The sequence below is a fragment of the Phormidium tenue FACHB-1052 genome (assembly GCF_014696675.1).
GTDB lineage: Bacteria > Cyanobacteriota > Cyanobacteriia > Phormidesmidales > Phormidesmidaceae > Nodosilinea > Nodosilinea tenuis_A.
The window spans coordinates 368498-383856 of record NZ_JACJQN010000002.1; the positions used below are offsets into that span (position 1 = coordinate 368498).

A 15359-nucleotide genomic window follows, 5' to 3' on the forward strand; every position below is an offset into this window, starting at 1 on the left:
GTGAGGGGGTAGGGAGTACCGGCAACCTGGCGTTGTCTTTGGCACATCAATTGAGACTTGCGAAGTCAATGGCAGAAAGCGATTCCATTGCAGGAACTGAGCTGTGGGCTTGGCGCGATAAGGCATTAGTAGATGCCCAGGCAGCGGGGGTTGACGCTGGCGAAGTCGATTGGCTGCTGATGGCGGTGGCGAATGTGGATCGGCTGTCGCTGCGGTTGGGTACGTTGCGACAGCGATCGCACATCACCCTTCGCTATTCTCTAGCCGAATTGGAGCGTCGCTGGCAGCAGCGGCTCACGGAGCGCACTCCCGTACAATACCTGGTGGGCGAAACTCCTTGGCGTGACCTGATGCTGACCGTATCTCCGGCGGTGCTGATCCCCCGTCCTGAAACCGAGCTAATCATTGATCTGGCTGAGGCGGCGATCGCCCGCAGTCCCATTGGAGATCAGCTAGCCCAGGGCGTTTGGGTGGATATGGGAACGGGAAGTGGCGCGATCGCACTAGGTCTCGCCCAAGCCTTGCCGTTCGCTCGAATTTTGGCGGTGGATTTTAGCGCTGAGGCACTGGCGATCGCTCAGGAGAATGCTGCCAGGGCGGGGTTGAGCCACCGCATCACCTTCTACCAAGGCTCTTGGTTTGAACCGCTAACGTCCTACCGTGGACAGATCAGCGCGGTGGTGTCGAACCCGCCCTACATTCCCTCGGCGCTGCTGCCGACGCTGCAACCTGAGGTGATCAACCACGAACCTGCCAGTGCTTTGGATGGGGGTAACGATGGCCTGGATGATCTCCGCCTGCTCGCCGCCCTGGCTCCCGAATTTCTAGTGCCGGGCGGGCTCTGGCTGGTGGAAATGATGGTGGGCCAGGGAGATGCAGTCCGAGAACTGCTGGAGGCGCAGGGGTGCTATCGCGATATTCAAACTTGTTTGGATTTGGCGGGGCGCGATCGCTTTGTGCAGGCGATCTACGCCCCGCAGTCCTAGCGATCGCGCAGGTTGCGCTGGAATTCCCAGAAGCGCTGCCACCAGTCGGCGGGCTCATCTTTGGGGCCGTCGTGCTCGGTGGGGCGTTGGCCTCTGGCCGGTCCTTGACCATCGCTGGGGCCGTCTACCACCAGACTGCCCACGTAATCGGCCTCGGCATAGACGCGATCGATCTGCTCGCGAATTTCGGCCATGTCGGCTTCCGACACTACGCCGTTGCTGGTGGCTTTGTAGAACTGCACCGTGACCCGAATCGGATAGTCTGGGTCGCGCTCAATGGCCAAGTTGTCGATTTCGGTGAATGGGCCCTCTACCGCGCCGTGGCCGATGACGGCGGCCTCCACATCGCTAGCCCCACGGGATTCCATCAGGGGGGCGGCGGCCATGGGGGCTGCCGGAGCCATGGTGTCAAACGATGACTGCTGCCGCATGGGCGCCCGCTGTTTGAGAGGCACCTGAATCAGCAGCACCATGTTCAGCCCCTCGGTGTCGTCCTCAGCGGTTTCTCCAGGTCGCCGAGGATTCTCCACCGCCTGAAAATCGCTGAGCCGCTGGCCGGTGAAGCTGGCTCGTTCGCCATTTTTGTTGAAGAACAGGCGCTGGCCCCAGGTTTGCCCGGCCTCAAAACCGTCGCGCTGGTTGTCGATCACCGTGACGCTGGTGCCTTCGCGGGTGGCGAGAATGGTCAGCACCGCTGGGTCACCGGGTCGAGACTGATAGTTAAACAGCACCGGGTTAAACGTGGCCGAACCCTCCTGGGGAATTGGCAAAAAGCAGGCCTGAGCACTGACCAGCACATGGCTATCGCGCTGGGGGGCAAGGAGCGATAGCCCCCGTCCGCTCCAAGAGTCTGGGGTGCTGAGGTAGCTGCGAAGATCGCCCAGGACCTCGCTCAGAGCCACCCGGCGCAGGTCTTCGCCGTTCTCGTTGCCCACCTGAAGAAAAAAGCTCTCCAGGGGAATGTCGGCGCTGATGTCTTCAAAGTTGGGATGGCGAATCACCGGCATCAGATGCAGTTGGTACTGCCGGGTCACAGGATCCTGCTGCTGCACCTGAATGGTCATATCGCTGATGTTGGGGCCAACGGAGGAGCCGTAGAAGCGCCCGGTGTCTTCCCAGGTGACGTTGAGCACGTTTAAATCGAAAGATTCTGCCAGTTGACGAGCAATGGGGTCTTGCACCATGGCCTGGGTGCGCTCGATCACCTGTCGGTAGCGGTCAAAAGCCTGGCGCTGCACGATTGGTGGCGTAGGAGAGCTTTCTGTCGGGTTGGCATTGGCATTGGCGTTAGGGTTGGGCGCGATCGGGTCCCAGGCCTGAGTTGGGGCCGCGAGGGCTAGGGGCAGGGCTCCTGCCGCGATCGCGCCCAGTAACCAAACATTCCAGCGGTGTTCCATCCTCAGGCCCTCGCAAAGCTATGCCCCTAACCTACGCGATGGGGGTGCCCAACTCAGGATGGTTACAAAAACTGAAACTGCTTTTGCGGTCAAGTTTTATACTGCACCGTTCACATGAACCCGTAGTCCCTGTGGGCCAACAGTAATTTGAAGGGCGTCTAGGGCGGGGGCGATCGCATCGGCCAACCCCAAATCTTCGGCCCTATTTGTTGTCGTCACCGCAATTATCTTTGCCCCCGCAGCTTTGGCTGCCTCCACCCCAGCGGGAGCATCTTCAATCACCAAGCAGTCAGCCGGAGCTAATCCCATACGTTCAGCCGCCAGTAAATAGGGATCGGGCGCTGGCTTCCCCCGCTGCACATCGTCGGCGGTCACCATCACCGAGGGCTCTGGCAACTCTAGATGGGGGAAGCGCAGGGAAACGGTGCGGCGGGTGCCGCTGGTAGCCACTCCCCAGCGATCGCGCGGCAGCCCAGCCAACAGCTCTTTCACACCCGGATACAGTCTCAACCCCTCAGTATCGTCGGCCTCAGCGGTTTCTTTGAGATGAGCCTCCTGAGCAGCATCCACGTGGGGTGCAACCTGGCGAATGGTTTCGACCGTAGGGCGACCGTGGTGAATGCGGGCGATCGCCTCGAAATCAACCCCGTGGCGATCGGCCCAAGCTCGCCAATGGCGCTCTGCAACTGGGTCTGAGTCAATCAGCACCCCATCGACATCAAAGATGATCGCCTGGCAGAGAAAATCCATAGTTGGGCTGCATAAACGCTACAGGTATTGTAGGTTCCGCAGGTTAAGCCCTGAGTGATCGGGAGAGTACGATCGCACCCCAGCGCTTTATTAAATAAATAGTTAGCTCTCGCCGGACTCTTAGAGTATGCGATCGCACAACGTTTGACCGAGCCACCGCTGAAGCTTTGTTACAAATCCTTGGGTGGCCGGCTGGGAAAGAGTAGGGCTAACTGCAATGCTGAGTTCTAGTACACTATCAATGGCTACAAACTTGTCATAATAAGTTGACTTTACTAAGACCATTCCGCTGCGCTGCAAACTAGGAGGTCTCACGGTGACTGAGTGTTAACACGGGTCGATACCTCGACAGATTTAGAGCGCTACGTCGCCGCCGAGGGGCGCGATGAGCTAGTCAAGCAGGTGCGAGCCAAAATCGACGAGCTGGGCATTCAATACATCTATTACCAGTTCATTTCCGTGACGGGGCGCATTGTGGGTAAGGGCATCCCCGCCGACTATTGGGAGGTCACTGCCGAGAAAGGCTTTCAGCTGGTCTATGGGGCCACCGCTAACCTGGCAATGAATCGCCACAGCCAGTACCTCGGCTACGGCCCCGAAGCGGCAGAGCTAGTCGTCATCCCCGACCCCGAAACTTTCTGCCAACTGCGGTGGGATCAGCGGGTGGCGCGGGTCTACTGCGTCTGCTTCCGCAACCGCGAAGAGGAGGAAGACGCAGCGGCATTTTTGACGGGCGACTGTCGGGGCAACCTCAAGCGCATTCATGCCGAGTTTCAGGCCAAACATGGGCTACAGCTACGCCACGGCTGCGAACCGGAGATGATGTGGCTCAAAAAGGGGCCAGACGGCAAGCCCGACGTGGGTGAAGCCCTCGACTGTCTCGCCACCGACGAGGTGATTCAGTCAGCGCTGCCGGGAGAAATGTACCGCATCTTTGACCAGTACAAGCGCGACGAGTGGGAGCGGTTTTTGGCCACCACCACTAACTGGGATATGGAGAACTATTTAGACTGCCTACCCTAGTACCGCTACACGGAGTGCAAAATGCAAAATTCAAAGGGAAAAATTCTTAGGGTAGAGGTGTTTCAAGCATGTTGAACAGTCAGGTCATTTTTGCTGCTGCGTACTAGTCGTTTCTGGCTTTCTAGGTTATGTGCAAAAGTGCCAATTCCCCCATACTTTTCTCCACTGAAGAAAGCATGAGGGAACTGGTTAATCAGGGCTATGGACTTGCTTGGATTTGATTTTTGCCAGGGCTAATGTGAACGGGCCTGGGCTGTAAGAGTGATCTAGGAGAGCGATCGCATCACCCTACCGCAAAGCACTCCTCTGGGTTCAAATTGCTGCCAAAAACGCTTAATCCTTGAGCGGCGACGAAAAAGCGTAGACGCCTTCGGTGGGGCCACCAACGGCCTTCCATGCCGAAAGCCCACCCTGCAATACAGCTACACTGCCATAGCCCGCTTGACGGAGCTGGCTAGCGGCGTTGTCAGCGCTGTCGCCATAGATGTAGATATCACGCTTGTGCTCTAGGGCATTTTCAGCATTGCCTAGAAGCTGTTCAACGGGCATGGGCACAGCGCCAGTAATCCGCTCGTTGTTAAAGTCTTCTCGGCTGCGCACGTCGATAATCGTCAGGGCTGGCTCGCCCCATTGCAGGCGCTTAAGCAGTTCTTCGGCAGGGGCTTGGTTAGCCGACATCGCGGGAGGCTTGGGCAAGGGCTTAGTTACTGTAGCCTTAGCCGATTCAACCTGATCAGAAACTTCATGGGACGCATCATCGGCTTTGCGCGCAAATTCTTCGGTTTTCTCAGGAACTTGGCCGACAGCGTTTCCTGCTTGCTCAGTCAGGCTTTGAGCTTGGTCGGCAGTCTGATTAGCAAAATTATCGGCTTGCTCAGAAAAATTAGTCATAGATTACCTCTATCAGCATCAATGACTTCAAGCTACTGGGTGGGAATCAAAATCTCATCCACCAGCGGGCATAATCCCCAAAAAAGCCGCTAACCGCCAACCGGCATATATTCTTTCTTGAACAAAAAAGTTATCAAGGTGGAGTTTCAGACAAGTCATCTCTTTCCAATTCGTTGCCAGGCAAGGCATTGTCGATATTCTTGCTGTCAACATAAATTCAAAAATATTTGTGCAGTTGTTTTAACTTTGATGGTTTTCTGAGTCAAATGGAGTAGAAAGCTTGCTGCAATATCTCGCTTGAGAAAGAGTTTTTAAGCATCAATGGTTAGTGATTTTAACTATGGTGAGGCTATTTTCTAAAGATGAGCAAATGGTATTGGGCGCTACCCGACTAACCTGCTGTTCGATTGGGTTAGCAGCTAAGAATCTATTTTCTCAGTGGGTTTGACACGAGCCAAGCCATCCTTTTAATGACTGACGCGTTGGCTGTAGGACTGGCTTGCTAAGGGCGCGATCGCCCCTCTACCCTTAATCCACTCAAGCGTAAACAATAGTGAATGAGGTGTTGAGGTCAGGCCTGGTAGGACGACAAACAAAATTGATTCTTGCCGGGAGTGCCGCGCGAACCGCTTCGCCCTACGCGATCGATTTTGGGCACCGTGGAAGCCGATGACGAGCTGCGGCTGCTAGCGGCCCAGGAGCCCCCTACGATCGCTCCGGCAGGGCCGCCACCGCTGATAGCGCAGCTCAACACCTATGGCTACTCATCCCAAACCGTTAGAGAGCAAAACCTGCTCCAAACCTAGGATCGTTAGAATTGCGTAGATTCCATGGAAAAACTTGCTTATTTTGCGAACCGTTGCGAAGAATAAAGATTGGTGAATTCAGTTCACCAGTTTCCGGGGGGTTATCAAGTTTGCTGACCAGCCTGGGCTTAATATGGCTTTTAAATGTCTCTTTACGTCACGTCGTTCCAGTTTCCCTAACATTGTGGTTGTCTTCCTATGGTGACAGACTGCTCGGTATCGACCAGCCTGAAAGTGGGCCGTCCAGAAAAAATTGGTGCTCTAGACAGGGCCGAAGTGCTTTCTCTGTCTGAAGTTTGGGCAAAGAAATATATCAAAGACCTGCATCGTCAAGATCAGGTGCTCCTGAGCTTAGATGAGTCCCAATCTAGACCGGATGTTGCCCAAAAGCTCGTCGATATCCTGCGCTCTATCAGCGCTCGAGCCTGGAATAAAACGGAAACGCTACTGTCCCACGAAGTTCGTCGGCACCAGATTAGCCCTAGCCTAATTGACCCCTGGATCATTTCCAAAGATGTGCATTCGGTCTACGAAGAAGCGCTGGCGGCCTACGCCAAGGGGGTAACACCTCAACGGTTTTCGGTGGCGGCCTCCAAGCAGTTGGGCGCGATTCGCCAAACCCACACGGCGGTAGACCCGAGGGTGATTGGGTTTGTCAGCATGCAGTTTCACTACTGCGGTCAGATGCTCTCGGCGGAAGCCCCTGAGGCCGAGCAATCGACCCTGCAAAGCTACTTTAAGGTGGTTGACGATCTGTTGTATATGCCGCTGCACCGGGCCTACGCCGCTGCCGCGAACTACGACTATGATGACCCACGGTTAGAGACGGTGCGGCTAGCCCTGCCAGCCACCAACCGCATTGCTAAGAGCATTGTGAATCAAGTAATTGCGCTGTGCCCTGACTACACGAGCTACACAGGGCCACTCGGCGCGGCCACAGTGCGCACCTCCAGCGTTCGCGATGTGGAGATGTTTCAGATTTATCTGTGGACTTGCATGCTAGAGAACAACATCGCGGCGATCGCCCAGGAGCTATTCCCCCTCTGCGTCATGCTGTACCCCACGCTCAAGGTGAACTGGGGCCTCGTGCGGCTGATGGTCAACCTGCTTGACCAAGAACTGTCGGCCTGCGTCGGCGAGAACCATGTCAAGCACTACGAACCACACTACACTGCCATGCTGAAGATGTTTTCGCCCTCTACGTTTCCGGAGCCCGTTTAGAGAAACAACTCAGTCGCACTGCAAGACCTCTTGATAGTCTTCGGCCTTGAGCTTGCGTTCCATCAGGGCGGCGACAGCTTCGGCGGCTGAGATGTCTCCCTTGAGCAGCAAATACACCTGCTGAGAAATCGGCGCGGAAAGCTGCTCTCGCTGGGCAATATCGTGGAGCACGTAGGCAGTGTTGACGCCCTCGGCGGTGCTGCCCAATTCTTCTAGAATTTGTCCTAAAGATTTTCCCTGGGCGAGGCCGTAGCCCACCCGATAGTTGCGGCTGAGGGCGCTGGTGCAGGTGGCCAGCATATCCCCCAGACCCGAGAGGCCCAAGAAGGTTTCTGGCTGGCCGCCCAAGTGGGTGCCAATGCGCATAACCTCCGGCAGGGCGCGGGTGATCAGGGCCGATCGCGCGTTAGAACCCAGCTTGAGCCCTTCGCAGACCCCGACGGCGATCGCCACCACATTCTTGAGCGTGCCGCCCAGCTCGGCCCCCAGAGGGTCGGTGCTGGTGTAGGTGCGAAAGTGGTCAGAGGCAAACACGTGCTGCACGGCCTCGGCGGCGGTTTCGTTGGCGCAGGCAATCACCGTAGCAGCGGGCAGCCCGGCCTCGATTTCCTTAGAGAGGTTGGGGCCAGAGAGCACGGTCACTGCGTGGTGGGGAAACGCCTGCTGAAAAATGACCGAGGGCGTCAGGGTGGTCTCGGGGTCAAAGCCCTTGGTCGCCGTCATCAGCACCGTGGTTTCAGGAATATCCAGCGCTTTGAGCTGGGTGACCAGATTCAGCACCCCTTTCATGGAGATGGCCGACAAAATTACCTCCGCCCCAGCGACGGCATTTGCTAGAGAAACGCTGCCCGATCGCGACCACAGACGCACGGTGTGGTGGTTGGTAGCGGCAATGTGGGCCAAAGCACTGCCCCAGGCTCCAGATCCCAAAATGGCGAGGGTGATCGGGCGGTTTTTGTAGGTGGCGATGGTTTGCTGAGCGGCTGGGGCGACGGGCATGGGGGTGGGGGGTGTAGGGGGGAAGTTTTGAATTTTGAGTGTTTAGTTTTGAGTTTCTGTCCTGTGACGTTAATTCAAAACTTAAAATTCAAAACTCAAAACTTTCTTGACTATGCGGTCTGCAACGACGCCCTCTCCTGCCCCAGCGCATAGTCGGGGATGCAGTTGGCGGCCATGAACTGGTGGTAGGCGCGGATGTTGCGATCGCACAGCTCTTCACTCCATCCACAATACTCCTGTAGCACCTGGGCCACCACCGGTAATGCCTCGAAGCCGTAGTTGTGGTGCATGGCTACAGTGGTGCGGCGGCGCAGAATATCGACGAACGTATGGGCCAGTTCGGTCTGCACCGCAAACACAATCTGGGCCTGGATGTCGGGGGCGTAGCCGACGATGGGCTGGGCCAGGGCCGGGTGGCGATCGACTAGCGCTAGCAGGTCGCCCGTGCGAGCGCCGTAGAGGTTGATCAGGTGGTCAAGGCTGGGAAGGTGGGGGTGGTAGCGATCGCGCCATTCGCCCACCCTGGGGTCGTCGAGCAGCAGGGCTCCGGGCAGGGGGCGATCGTGGGTGGGGCAGGCAGGCACCGCCTCACCGCGCTGGCGAAAGGCGGCATCCACCAGCTCTTCGCCCACCTGACGATGGGTGGTGAGCTTGCCGCCAATCAGCGAGATCAGATTCTTGGCCCCCTCCTGACTGTGGTCGTGCAGAATGTGGGCGCGGGTAATGCTGCCGGTCTTTTTGCCCTCGGCGTAGGGTAAGGGCCGCACCCCGGCGTAGGTAAAGCGCACGTCCTCCCGAGTCAGGTGAGCGGCGGGCAGCACGGCGTTCGTTTCCTTGAGCAGGTAGTCGATCTCGGCATCGTCGGTCTTGACCTGATCCAGGGAGCCTGTGTAGCGTTCATCGGTGGTGCCAATTAGGTACTGGCCCAGCCAGGGCAAAATGAAAAAGGGCCGTCCGTCTGACTTGGCTTCGACATAGAGAGCGGAGTCGGGCGCACCGGGGAAGGCATCGACAATGATGTGGCTGCCCTTGGTGCCGCCAATCTTGCGGTTTTGGCTGACCGGCGACTGGCTGAGGCCGCACACCTCGTCCACCCAGGGGCCAGAGGTGTTGACGACTACGGTGCGATCGTGGGTCGTTACAGCAAAAGAGTCGCCGCTGAGCCCGTCGCGGCAGGTCAACCCGGTAATGCGCTGCTCGCTGAGGTGAATGTCTTCGACCTGGGCATAGTTGAGCACCGTGGCCCCGGCCTGCTGGGCATCGAGAATATTTTCTAAGCACAGCCGCTCGGCGTACTCGGCTTGGCCGTCGTAGTATTGGGCGGCCCCCGCCAGCCCATCGGCGTCGATGGCGCGAAATAGCTGCCGGGTGCTGCGGCGCGACAGCATGCGGTGGTTGGGTAGCGACTTGTCGTAGCTGAGCAGGTCGTAGAGCACCATGCCCGCTTGAACGATGCGGTAGCTGCGCGCGCCGCCGCGATAGATGGGAATCGTCAGCAGCAATGGTTTGACCAGATGGGGGGCATTGCGTAGCAGCACCTCGCGCTCGTGGAGCGACTCACGCACTAGGTCAAACTCAAAGTATTCCAAATATCGCAGCCCGCCGTGGATGAGGCGGCTCGACCAGCTGGTGGTGCCGCCACCAAAGTCACCCTTCTCAAGCAGAATGGTGCGTAATCCGCGCAGGGCCGCATCGCGTGCTGTGGCGGCACCGTTGATACCGCCGCCAATCACAATCAAGTCGAAGGGCTGGCTGGTGAGGGCTTGCAGGTCGCGCATGAATTTTGAGGGGTCGGGGTTTGCGATCGCCAGTAAGACAGTTTTCTAGTACCGCTGCGCTGAATTCAAAGGGAAAAATCCTCAGGCAGGGTTGCCACATTGGGGAAACAGTCGCTCAAGCGGGCTGTTTATGTACGTAGCCAGTCTAGATATCTGGCCCTAGGCCAACAACTGCCCAGGGGCATAGGCCTATGCCTAGGGAGAGATGCAGGGCAAGATTCTATGATCTTTGTGAGTATTGCTGGGGCATTTGAAGGCGCTAATGGGCAAAGCAGTGGCGGTTTACGGCTAAAGCCATTGCTCAATTATTCCTTTAACCCGCACCAAACGGGGAATTGCGAGGTTCTGGCCTTGGCAAAATTTGAGCCACTGGGAAGCGCCGGTTCGATTTTTCGTTAAGCAGGGAGATACGCAGGAGAGAAGGGGCTTGGTAGTCTAGATCCACTACTGCCCCTAGCGTTGCGCCCATGCAAGTTCTTTCGCCTCAGACCACTGCTTCAGAAACAGAGCTAGAGCCATCTAGCCGCCAGACCGTGGTGCTCAACATCAGCGGCATGAAATGTGCCGGGTGCGTGCGGGCCGTCGAAAATCGCCTGGCCCAGGTGGCAGGGGTGCGATCGGCCACAGTCAACCTGGTGACCGAGGTGGCGGTGGTCGAGACCGAGGCTGGCGTGGTGAGCGCCGACCAGTTGGCCGACCAGGTAACTCAGGCGGGCTTTGCGGCAACGCCCAGAGCCACCGATGGCGACGGCGATGATCTGACAGCCTGGGTCGAAGCCAAGCGGGCCGAGCAGCAGCAGCAGGGGCAGCGGCTAGGGGTGGCGATCGCCCTGCTCATCCTCTCTACCATTGGCCACCTGAACCACTTCGGCTGGCTGACGATTCCTGTGCTCAGCGACCTGTGGTTCCACGCCATTTTGGCGACGGTGACGCTGGCGTTTCCGTCGCGGGAAATTTTGGTGGATGGCTGGGCCGGTATGCGGCGGCTGGCTCCCAACATGAATACGCTGGTGGCTCTGGGCAGCGTCAGCGCCTACCTGGCTAGCGTGGTGGCGCTGGTGTTCCCCGGGCTGGGCTGGGAGTGCTTTTTTGAAGAGCCGGTGATGCTGCTGGCGTTTATTTTGCTGGGTCGCACTCTGGAGCAGCGGGCGCGGTACCAGGCAGCAGATGCGCTGCGATCGCTGGTCGAACTCCAGCCCGCCGTGGCCCGGCTGATCTCAAACCCCGCCACCGCTGGGGTTGCCCAAACTGGCGTCGAGGTGCCCGCCCGCTGTGTACAGGTGGGCGAGTGGGTGCAGGTGCTGCCCGGTGAGAAAATTTCTGCCGATGGGACGGTGGTCTCTGGCCAGAGCACTGTAGATGAGTCGATGCTGACCGGCGAGTCGATGCCCGTGCTGAAGCAGCCCGGCGATGGGGTGACGGCGGGGACTGTTAATCAAAGTGGGGCGATCGCCCTGCAAGTCACCGGCACCGGCCAAAACACCGTGCTGGCCCAGATGATTCGCTTGGTAGAAACGGCCCAGAGCCGCAAAGCCCCCATCCAGCGGCTGGCCGACCTGATCTCGGGCTACTTCACCTACGGGGTGATGTCTCTGGCCACACTCACCTTTCTGTTTTGGTACTTCATTGGCCTGCACCACTGGCCTCAGGTGATGCACTCGGCCCTAGGCATGGCCCACATGGGTCACACCATGACCTACACCTCCTCGACCCTGCTGGTGAGTCTGAAGCTAGCGATCGCGGTGATGGTCGTCGCTTGCCCCTGTGCCCTGGGACTGGCCACCCCCACCGCCATTCTGGTTGGTTCTGGGCTGGGGGCCGAGCGCGGCCTGCTGATTCGTGGCGGCGACAGCCTCGAAACCATCCACCACCTCGACACGGTAGTCTTCGACAAAACCGGCACCCTCACCCTGGGTCAGCCCACCGTCACAGCCATCCACGTCCTTGCCGAGGGGCTGAGCGAGGCCGACATTGTGCAGCTCGCCGCCACGGTCGAAAGCGGCACCCGCCACCCCCTGGCCAAGGCCATTCACCAGGCGGCAACCGCGCGAGAACTCGACCTGGTGCAAGCCGACGAGTTTGATACTCACCCCGGCCTCGGCGTCGCCGCTCAAATCACCTGGCAAGACACCGTGCAGCCCTGCGCCCTGGGCAACCAGCAGTGGATGACCCAGCGAGAGATGGTGCTGGATGCCAATGTGCAAGACCGAGCGAAGGCGCTGGCGGAAGCGGGACAGACGGTGGTGTATGTGGCGTTAGGAGATGCTGTAGTGGGGCTGGTGGCGATCGCCGATCAACTGCGCCCCGACGCCGCCGCCGTTGTCAAAAACCTGCAAGATCAGGGACTCCAGGTGCGGGTGCTGACGGGCGATAGAAAGGAAGTGGCAGAGGCGATCGCGGCCCAACTCCACCTCAACCCCAGCCAGGTCACTGCCGAAGTTTCTCCCCAGGGCAAGGTTGACGCGATTCGCCAGCTCCAGGCCGAGGGGCACACCGTAGCGCTGATGGGCGACGGTATAAATGATGCGCCTGCGATCGCCCAGGCTGATGTCGGCATCAGCCTCCACTCCGGCACCGACATTGCCATGGAAACCGCCGATGTCATTCTCATGGGCGACCACCTCTCGGGCCTGCTCGAAACCCTCACCCTCAGCCGCGCCACCTTCAACAAAATTCGCCAAAATCTGGCCTGGGCGTTTGCCTACAACCTGGTGGCAATTCCCCTAGCCGCCGGGGTGCTGCTGCCCACTGCCGGAGTTAGCCTCAGCCCCGCAGCAGCAGGAGGCATGATGGCGTTTAGCTCAGTGGCAGTAGTGGTCAACTCCTTACTGCTGCGCCAAGGTTGCTAGGAGGGCGTTTGAAAAGTCCCATAGGGTAGCCTGAACTACCTTGACCACCGAGGAACTACTACGAAGGAATGAGGGTTTTAAGGATCAAGGTTATCCGTACAGGTAACTTTTGTTGCTCAATCTGACCCTTTTAAAACATCCTCTAAAACGTTATAGCTGTGGTCATCTAGGTTAGGACGCAGCTTGCTTGAGGACGGCCTCAATGGCAGCCCGCAAGCCATTTTCATGGGGGAGGGCTTTTCGAATCCGGCTTTTCAACCACCCCCAGCACTTTTCAATGCGGTTGAGGTCGGGGGAATAGGGGGGCAGGTAAACGACCTGACAGCCTGCGGCCTCAATCAACTGAACAATCCGACCGCCGTGGTGAAAGGTGGCATTATCGAGAATCACCCCATCCCCAGGCCGCAGGGTAGGAATCAAGCAGGTCTCGAGCCAGAGTTCAAATACCGTCCGGTTACACGCTCCTTCGATGGTAAACGGGGAAATCAGTTGATGCCCCCGATACCCGGCAATCATGTTCACCCGCCCTTGCCGCCGTCCCGACTTGAGGTCATAGCACCGCTCGCCTGCTGGCGAGTAGCCAAAGCCATACGTGTCCCGCTCATCCATTCCAGACTCATCGACGTAGACCCAATGAGGCGCTTGGGGGTCAGAGACTTGAGCTAGAAACGCGCTCCGTTTTGTCTCATCGCGCTGGCGGTAGCCGTAGGTCTTTTTTTTCGCGTAAAACCAATCCGCTTCAGCGCTCGTGAGATCGTCCGTCGGCTAACATCACTGGGCCAAAGCTCGGCCATCTCGGCCTGGGTTTTGGAGCGATGCTGCTCAGCAAAGGCTCGAAACGCCTCCCAGTTCTGGATCTTCCCCTGAACCGGAGACGCTACCCTGACGGTGGGCTCAAGGCAACCTGTCGCGGCTTTGCGCTTCAGCCACAGGTCGATGGTGTTACGGCTGATCTGAAACAGCGCACTGGCTTCACGCTTCTTCAACCCATCGAGTTCGATGGCGTCGATCACCTTCTGACGCAAATCAAGGCTGTAGGGTTTGGCCATCTTACTCCCACACAATGAGACTCTCTCGTTTAGTCTACGTCCTAATCTCTTTGGCCATAGCTATATCAATCGGGGAATAAATACTGTGCACAAAAAACATTGGATAAGGAGGAGATCGTGTTAAATTTTCTACATGATTAATTAAATAAACTTCTACCTAGTCTACTTGCAAGACATCAGACTGAACTATTACTTAATAATGATTTTTGCTGCTAAATCTTTAACGATAAAATAGGCATATTATCCCTAATTGCCAACTAAAATCAGTTCGTCAAAATAAAGATTTACTTTGCGGAGATTAGTACATGGCACCAGGCTTGTTCAAAAATTTTGATTTCAATCTTCTTGATTCGCCAGACTTTAAAGAAGACTCTGTGCGTGAAGAACTTATAACACCGTTGCTACATGCCTTGGGCTATCAAGTTCGTGGTGAATTTCAAATTTTGCGTAGCAAGTCACTGACACATCCATTTGTGATGATTGGCTCGAAAAGACATAAAATCAACATAGTTCCAGATTGCTTACTGCGAGTTAAAAATAATTTTGCTTGGGTTCTGGATGCAAAGCATCCAAATCAAAAGGTGGTCAATGACACTAATGTTGAGCAAGTCTACAGTTATGCTATTCATCCCGAAGTAAGAGTAAACTTATACGCTTTATGCAATGGATCTGAGTTGGCTGTGTTTCACATCGGTCACGTCGAACCAATCCTTCAAATCGATTTACGAGACATTGAGAGCAAGTGGCCAGAAGTTGAGAATCTATTATCTCCCTACACAGTTCTCAGCTACCGCCCTAAGCCCAAAAATCTATATCCTGACTATGGCTTGCATTTGTATAAACTAGGTTATACCGATCAAGAAGTTGATCACTTCTTTTACAATCTCCCGATTGATCACGTAGATCGAGTTACCGATGAAACACTTTCTATACTTATGAATTTAGCTCCTGATGGAGTCGAATTTGCGCTTTCCTTTGACTTCGGCTTTGAGAGATTGGCAGAACTTGTGCAGCTTGCGCCGGAAGGCCAGCGACTTAATATTTTAAACGGGTTAAGACGGCAGCCCTATAAAGTAGACATAGTTCCTCCTTTTCTTGTTAACATAGAAGCGCGTCTAGGTTCTGCAACTAAAACGGAAGTTGAGGACATAATGCCTATGATTGTGACAAAATTTCTCCCGGCTTAGATTGCGGGTCTGTTTGCAGTATTACAGTCTTAGCGCAGTAGTTTACTATTTGTTAGATGTGACTGTTGACTACTTATCTGGGTCGTGAATAATTGCGCTAAGAGTTTCCTAAGCTAGAAGATGAGGATATTCGTCAAGCTCTGATTTTTTCGTTGTCCAGGCTATATGAGATTTCTTAGCATGTCTGAACTGCTCGCTAGAATTACGGTTAACTCTAAGCAGTGCGGTGGACGTCCCTGCATTAGAGGTATGAGAATTCGAGTGTCAGATGTGCTTGACCTGTTTGCAGTGGGTTTGAGTGCAGAAGAGATATTAGAAGAAATGCCAAATCTGGAAGCAGATGATCTCAAAGCTGCCCTAATGTACGCATCGCGGAAGCTCAACCATCCGCTGCTAGTGGCATGACTATTTGGGTGGATAGAA

Annotated in this window: 13 protein-coding genes; 7 read left to right on the plus strand and 6 right to left on the minus strand. The window is 56.4% G+C overall.

Features of this window, described 5'->3' with window-relative positions; translation table 11 throughout:
- Nucleotides 1-68 precede the first annotated feature (68 nt).
- Nucleotides 69-986: a peptide chain release factor N(5)-glutamine methyltransferase gene (prmC, locus tag H6G07_RS05565; protein WP_073607167.1), complete on the plus strand. Its 918-nt coding sequence runs from the start codon at nucleotides 69-71 to the stop codon at nucleotides 984-986.
- Here prmC and H6G07_RS05570 read toward each other — a convergent pair.
- Nucleotides 983-2383 carry a hypothetical protein gene (locus H6G07_RS05570; RefSeq protein WP_073607166.1) on the minus strand — a complete coding sequence of 467 codons (1401 nt, stop codon included), beginning with the start codon at nucleotides 2381-2383 and terminating at the stop codon, nucleotides 983-985. The two genes, prmC and H6G07_RS05570, sit on opposite strands and share 4 nt — an antisense overlap.
- Nucleotides 2384-2479: 96 nt before the next feature.
- Nucleotides 2480-3133 (minus strand): HAD-IA family hydrolase, encoded by a 654-nt coding sequence (locus tag H6G07_RS05575; RefSeq protein WP_073607165.1) that lies wholly within the window; start codon nucleotides 3131-3133, stop codon nucleotides 2480-2482.
- Nucleotides 3134-3457: 324 nt separating this feature from the next.
- Between H6G07_RS05575 and H6G07_RS26820 the strand changes: the two genes are divergently transcribed.
- A complete protein-coding gene (locus H6G07_RS26820) occupies nucleotides 3458-4156 on the plus strand; it encodes a hypothetical protein (protein ID WP_073607164.1) in 699 nt (232 codons plus the stop codon).
- 333 nt (nucleotides 4157-4489) lie between these two features.
- Here the strand turns inward: H6G07_RS26820 and H6G07_RS26230 are convergent, their stop codons facing one another.
- On the minus strand, nucleotides 4490-5047 hold the full coding sequence (locus H6G07_RS26230; RefSeq protein ID WP_084172884.1) for a rhodanese-like domain-containing protein: 558 nt from the start codon (nucleotides 5045-5047) through the stop codon (nucleotides 4490-4492).
- Nucleotides 5048-5661: 614 nt separating this feature from the next.
- Here H6G07_RS26230 and H6G07_RS05590 point away from each other — a divergent pair.
- Entirely contained in the window at nucleotides 5662-5853 is a 192-nt protein-coding gene (locus H6G07_RS05590; protein WP_139296923.1) for a hypothetical protein, read from the plus strand.
- Nucleotides 5854-6051: 198 nt separating this feature from the next.
- Nucleotides 6052-7074, plus strand: a complete 1023-nt coding sequence (locus H6G07_RS05595; protein WP_073607162.1) for a hypothetical protein — start codon at nucleotides 6052-6054, stop codon at nucleotides 7072-7074.
- 9 nt (nucleotides 7075-7083) lie between these two features.
- Here the strand turns inward: H6G07_RS05595 and H6G07_RS05600 are convergent, their stop codons facing one another.
- Both H6G07_RS05600 and H6G07_RS05605 read right to left on the minus strand, forming a co-directional pair.
- Nucleotides 7084-8073, minus strand: coding sequence for an NAD(P)H-dependent glycerol-3-phosphate dehydrogenase (locus tag H6G07_RS05600; RefSeq protein ID WP_073607161.1), 990 nt, complete (start codon nucleotides 8071-8073; stop codon nucleotides 7084-7086).
- Nucleotides 8074-8183: 110 nt separating this feature from the next.
- The gene (locus H6G07_RS05605) at nucleotides 8184-9851 is read right to left on the minus strand and encodes a glycerol-3-phosphate dehydrogenase/oxidase (RefSeq protein ID WP_073607160.1); all 1668 of its coding nucleotides are present in this window, start codon (nucleotides 9849-9851) and stop codon (nucleotides 8184-8186) included.
- 467 nt (nucleotides 9852-10318) lie between these two features.
- Between H6G07_RS05605 and H6G07_RS05610 the strand changes: the two genes are divergently transcribed.
- Nucleotides 10319-12700 (plus strand): heavy metal translocating P-type ATPase, encoded by a 2382-nt coding sequence (locus tag H6G07_RS05610; RefSeq protein ID WP_073607159.1) that lies wholly within the window; start codon nucleotides 10319-10321, stop codon nucleotides 12698-12700.
- A 171-nt stretch (nucleotides 12701-12871) separates the two neighbouring features.
- Here H6G07_RS05610 and H6G07_RS05615 read toward each other — a convergent pair.
- A protein-coding gene (locus tag H6G07_RS05615) for an IS630 family transposase (protein WP_242026636.1) occupies nucleotides 12872-13749 on the minus strand; the annotation gives its coding sequence in 2 pieces (ribosomal slippage) (nucleotides 12872-13417 and nucleotides 13420-13749; 876 coding nt in all).
- A 305-nt stretch (nucleotides 13750-14054) separates the two neighbouring features.
- Here H6G07_RS05615 and H6G07_RS05620 point away from each other — a divergent pair.
- The gene (locus tag H6G07_RS05620; RefSeq protein ID WP_073607156.1) at nucleotides 14055-14936 is read left to right on the plus strand and encodes a type I restriction enzyme HsdR N-terminal domain-containing protein; all 882 of its coding nucleotides are present in this window, start codon (nucleotides 14055-14057) and stop codon (nucleotides 14934-14936) included.
- 180 nt (nucleotides 14937-15116) lie between these two features.
- The gene (locus H6G07_RS05625) at nucleotides 15117-15341 is read left to right on the plus strand and encodes a DUF433 domain-containing protein (RefSeq protein ID WP_073607476.1); all 225 of its coding nucleotides are present in this window, start codon (nucleotides 15117-15119) and stop codon (nucleotides 15339-15341) included.
- Nucleotides 15342-15359 lie beyond the last annotated feature (18 nt).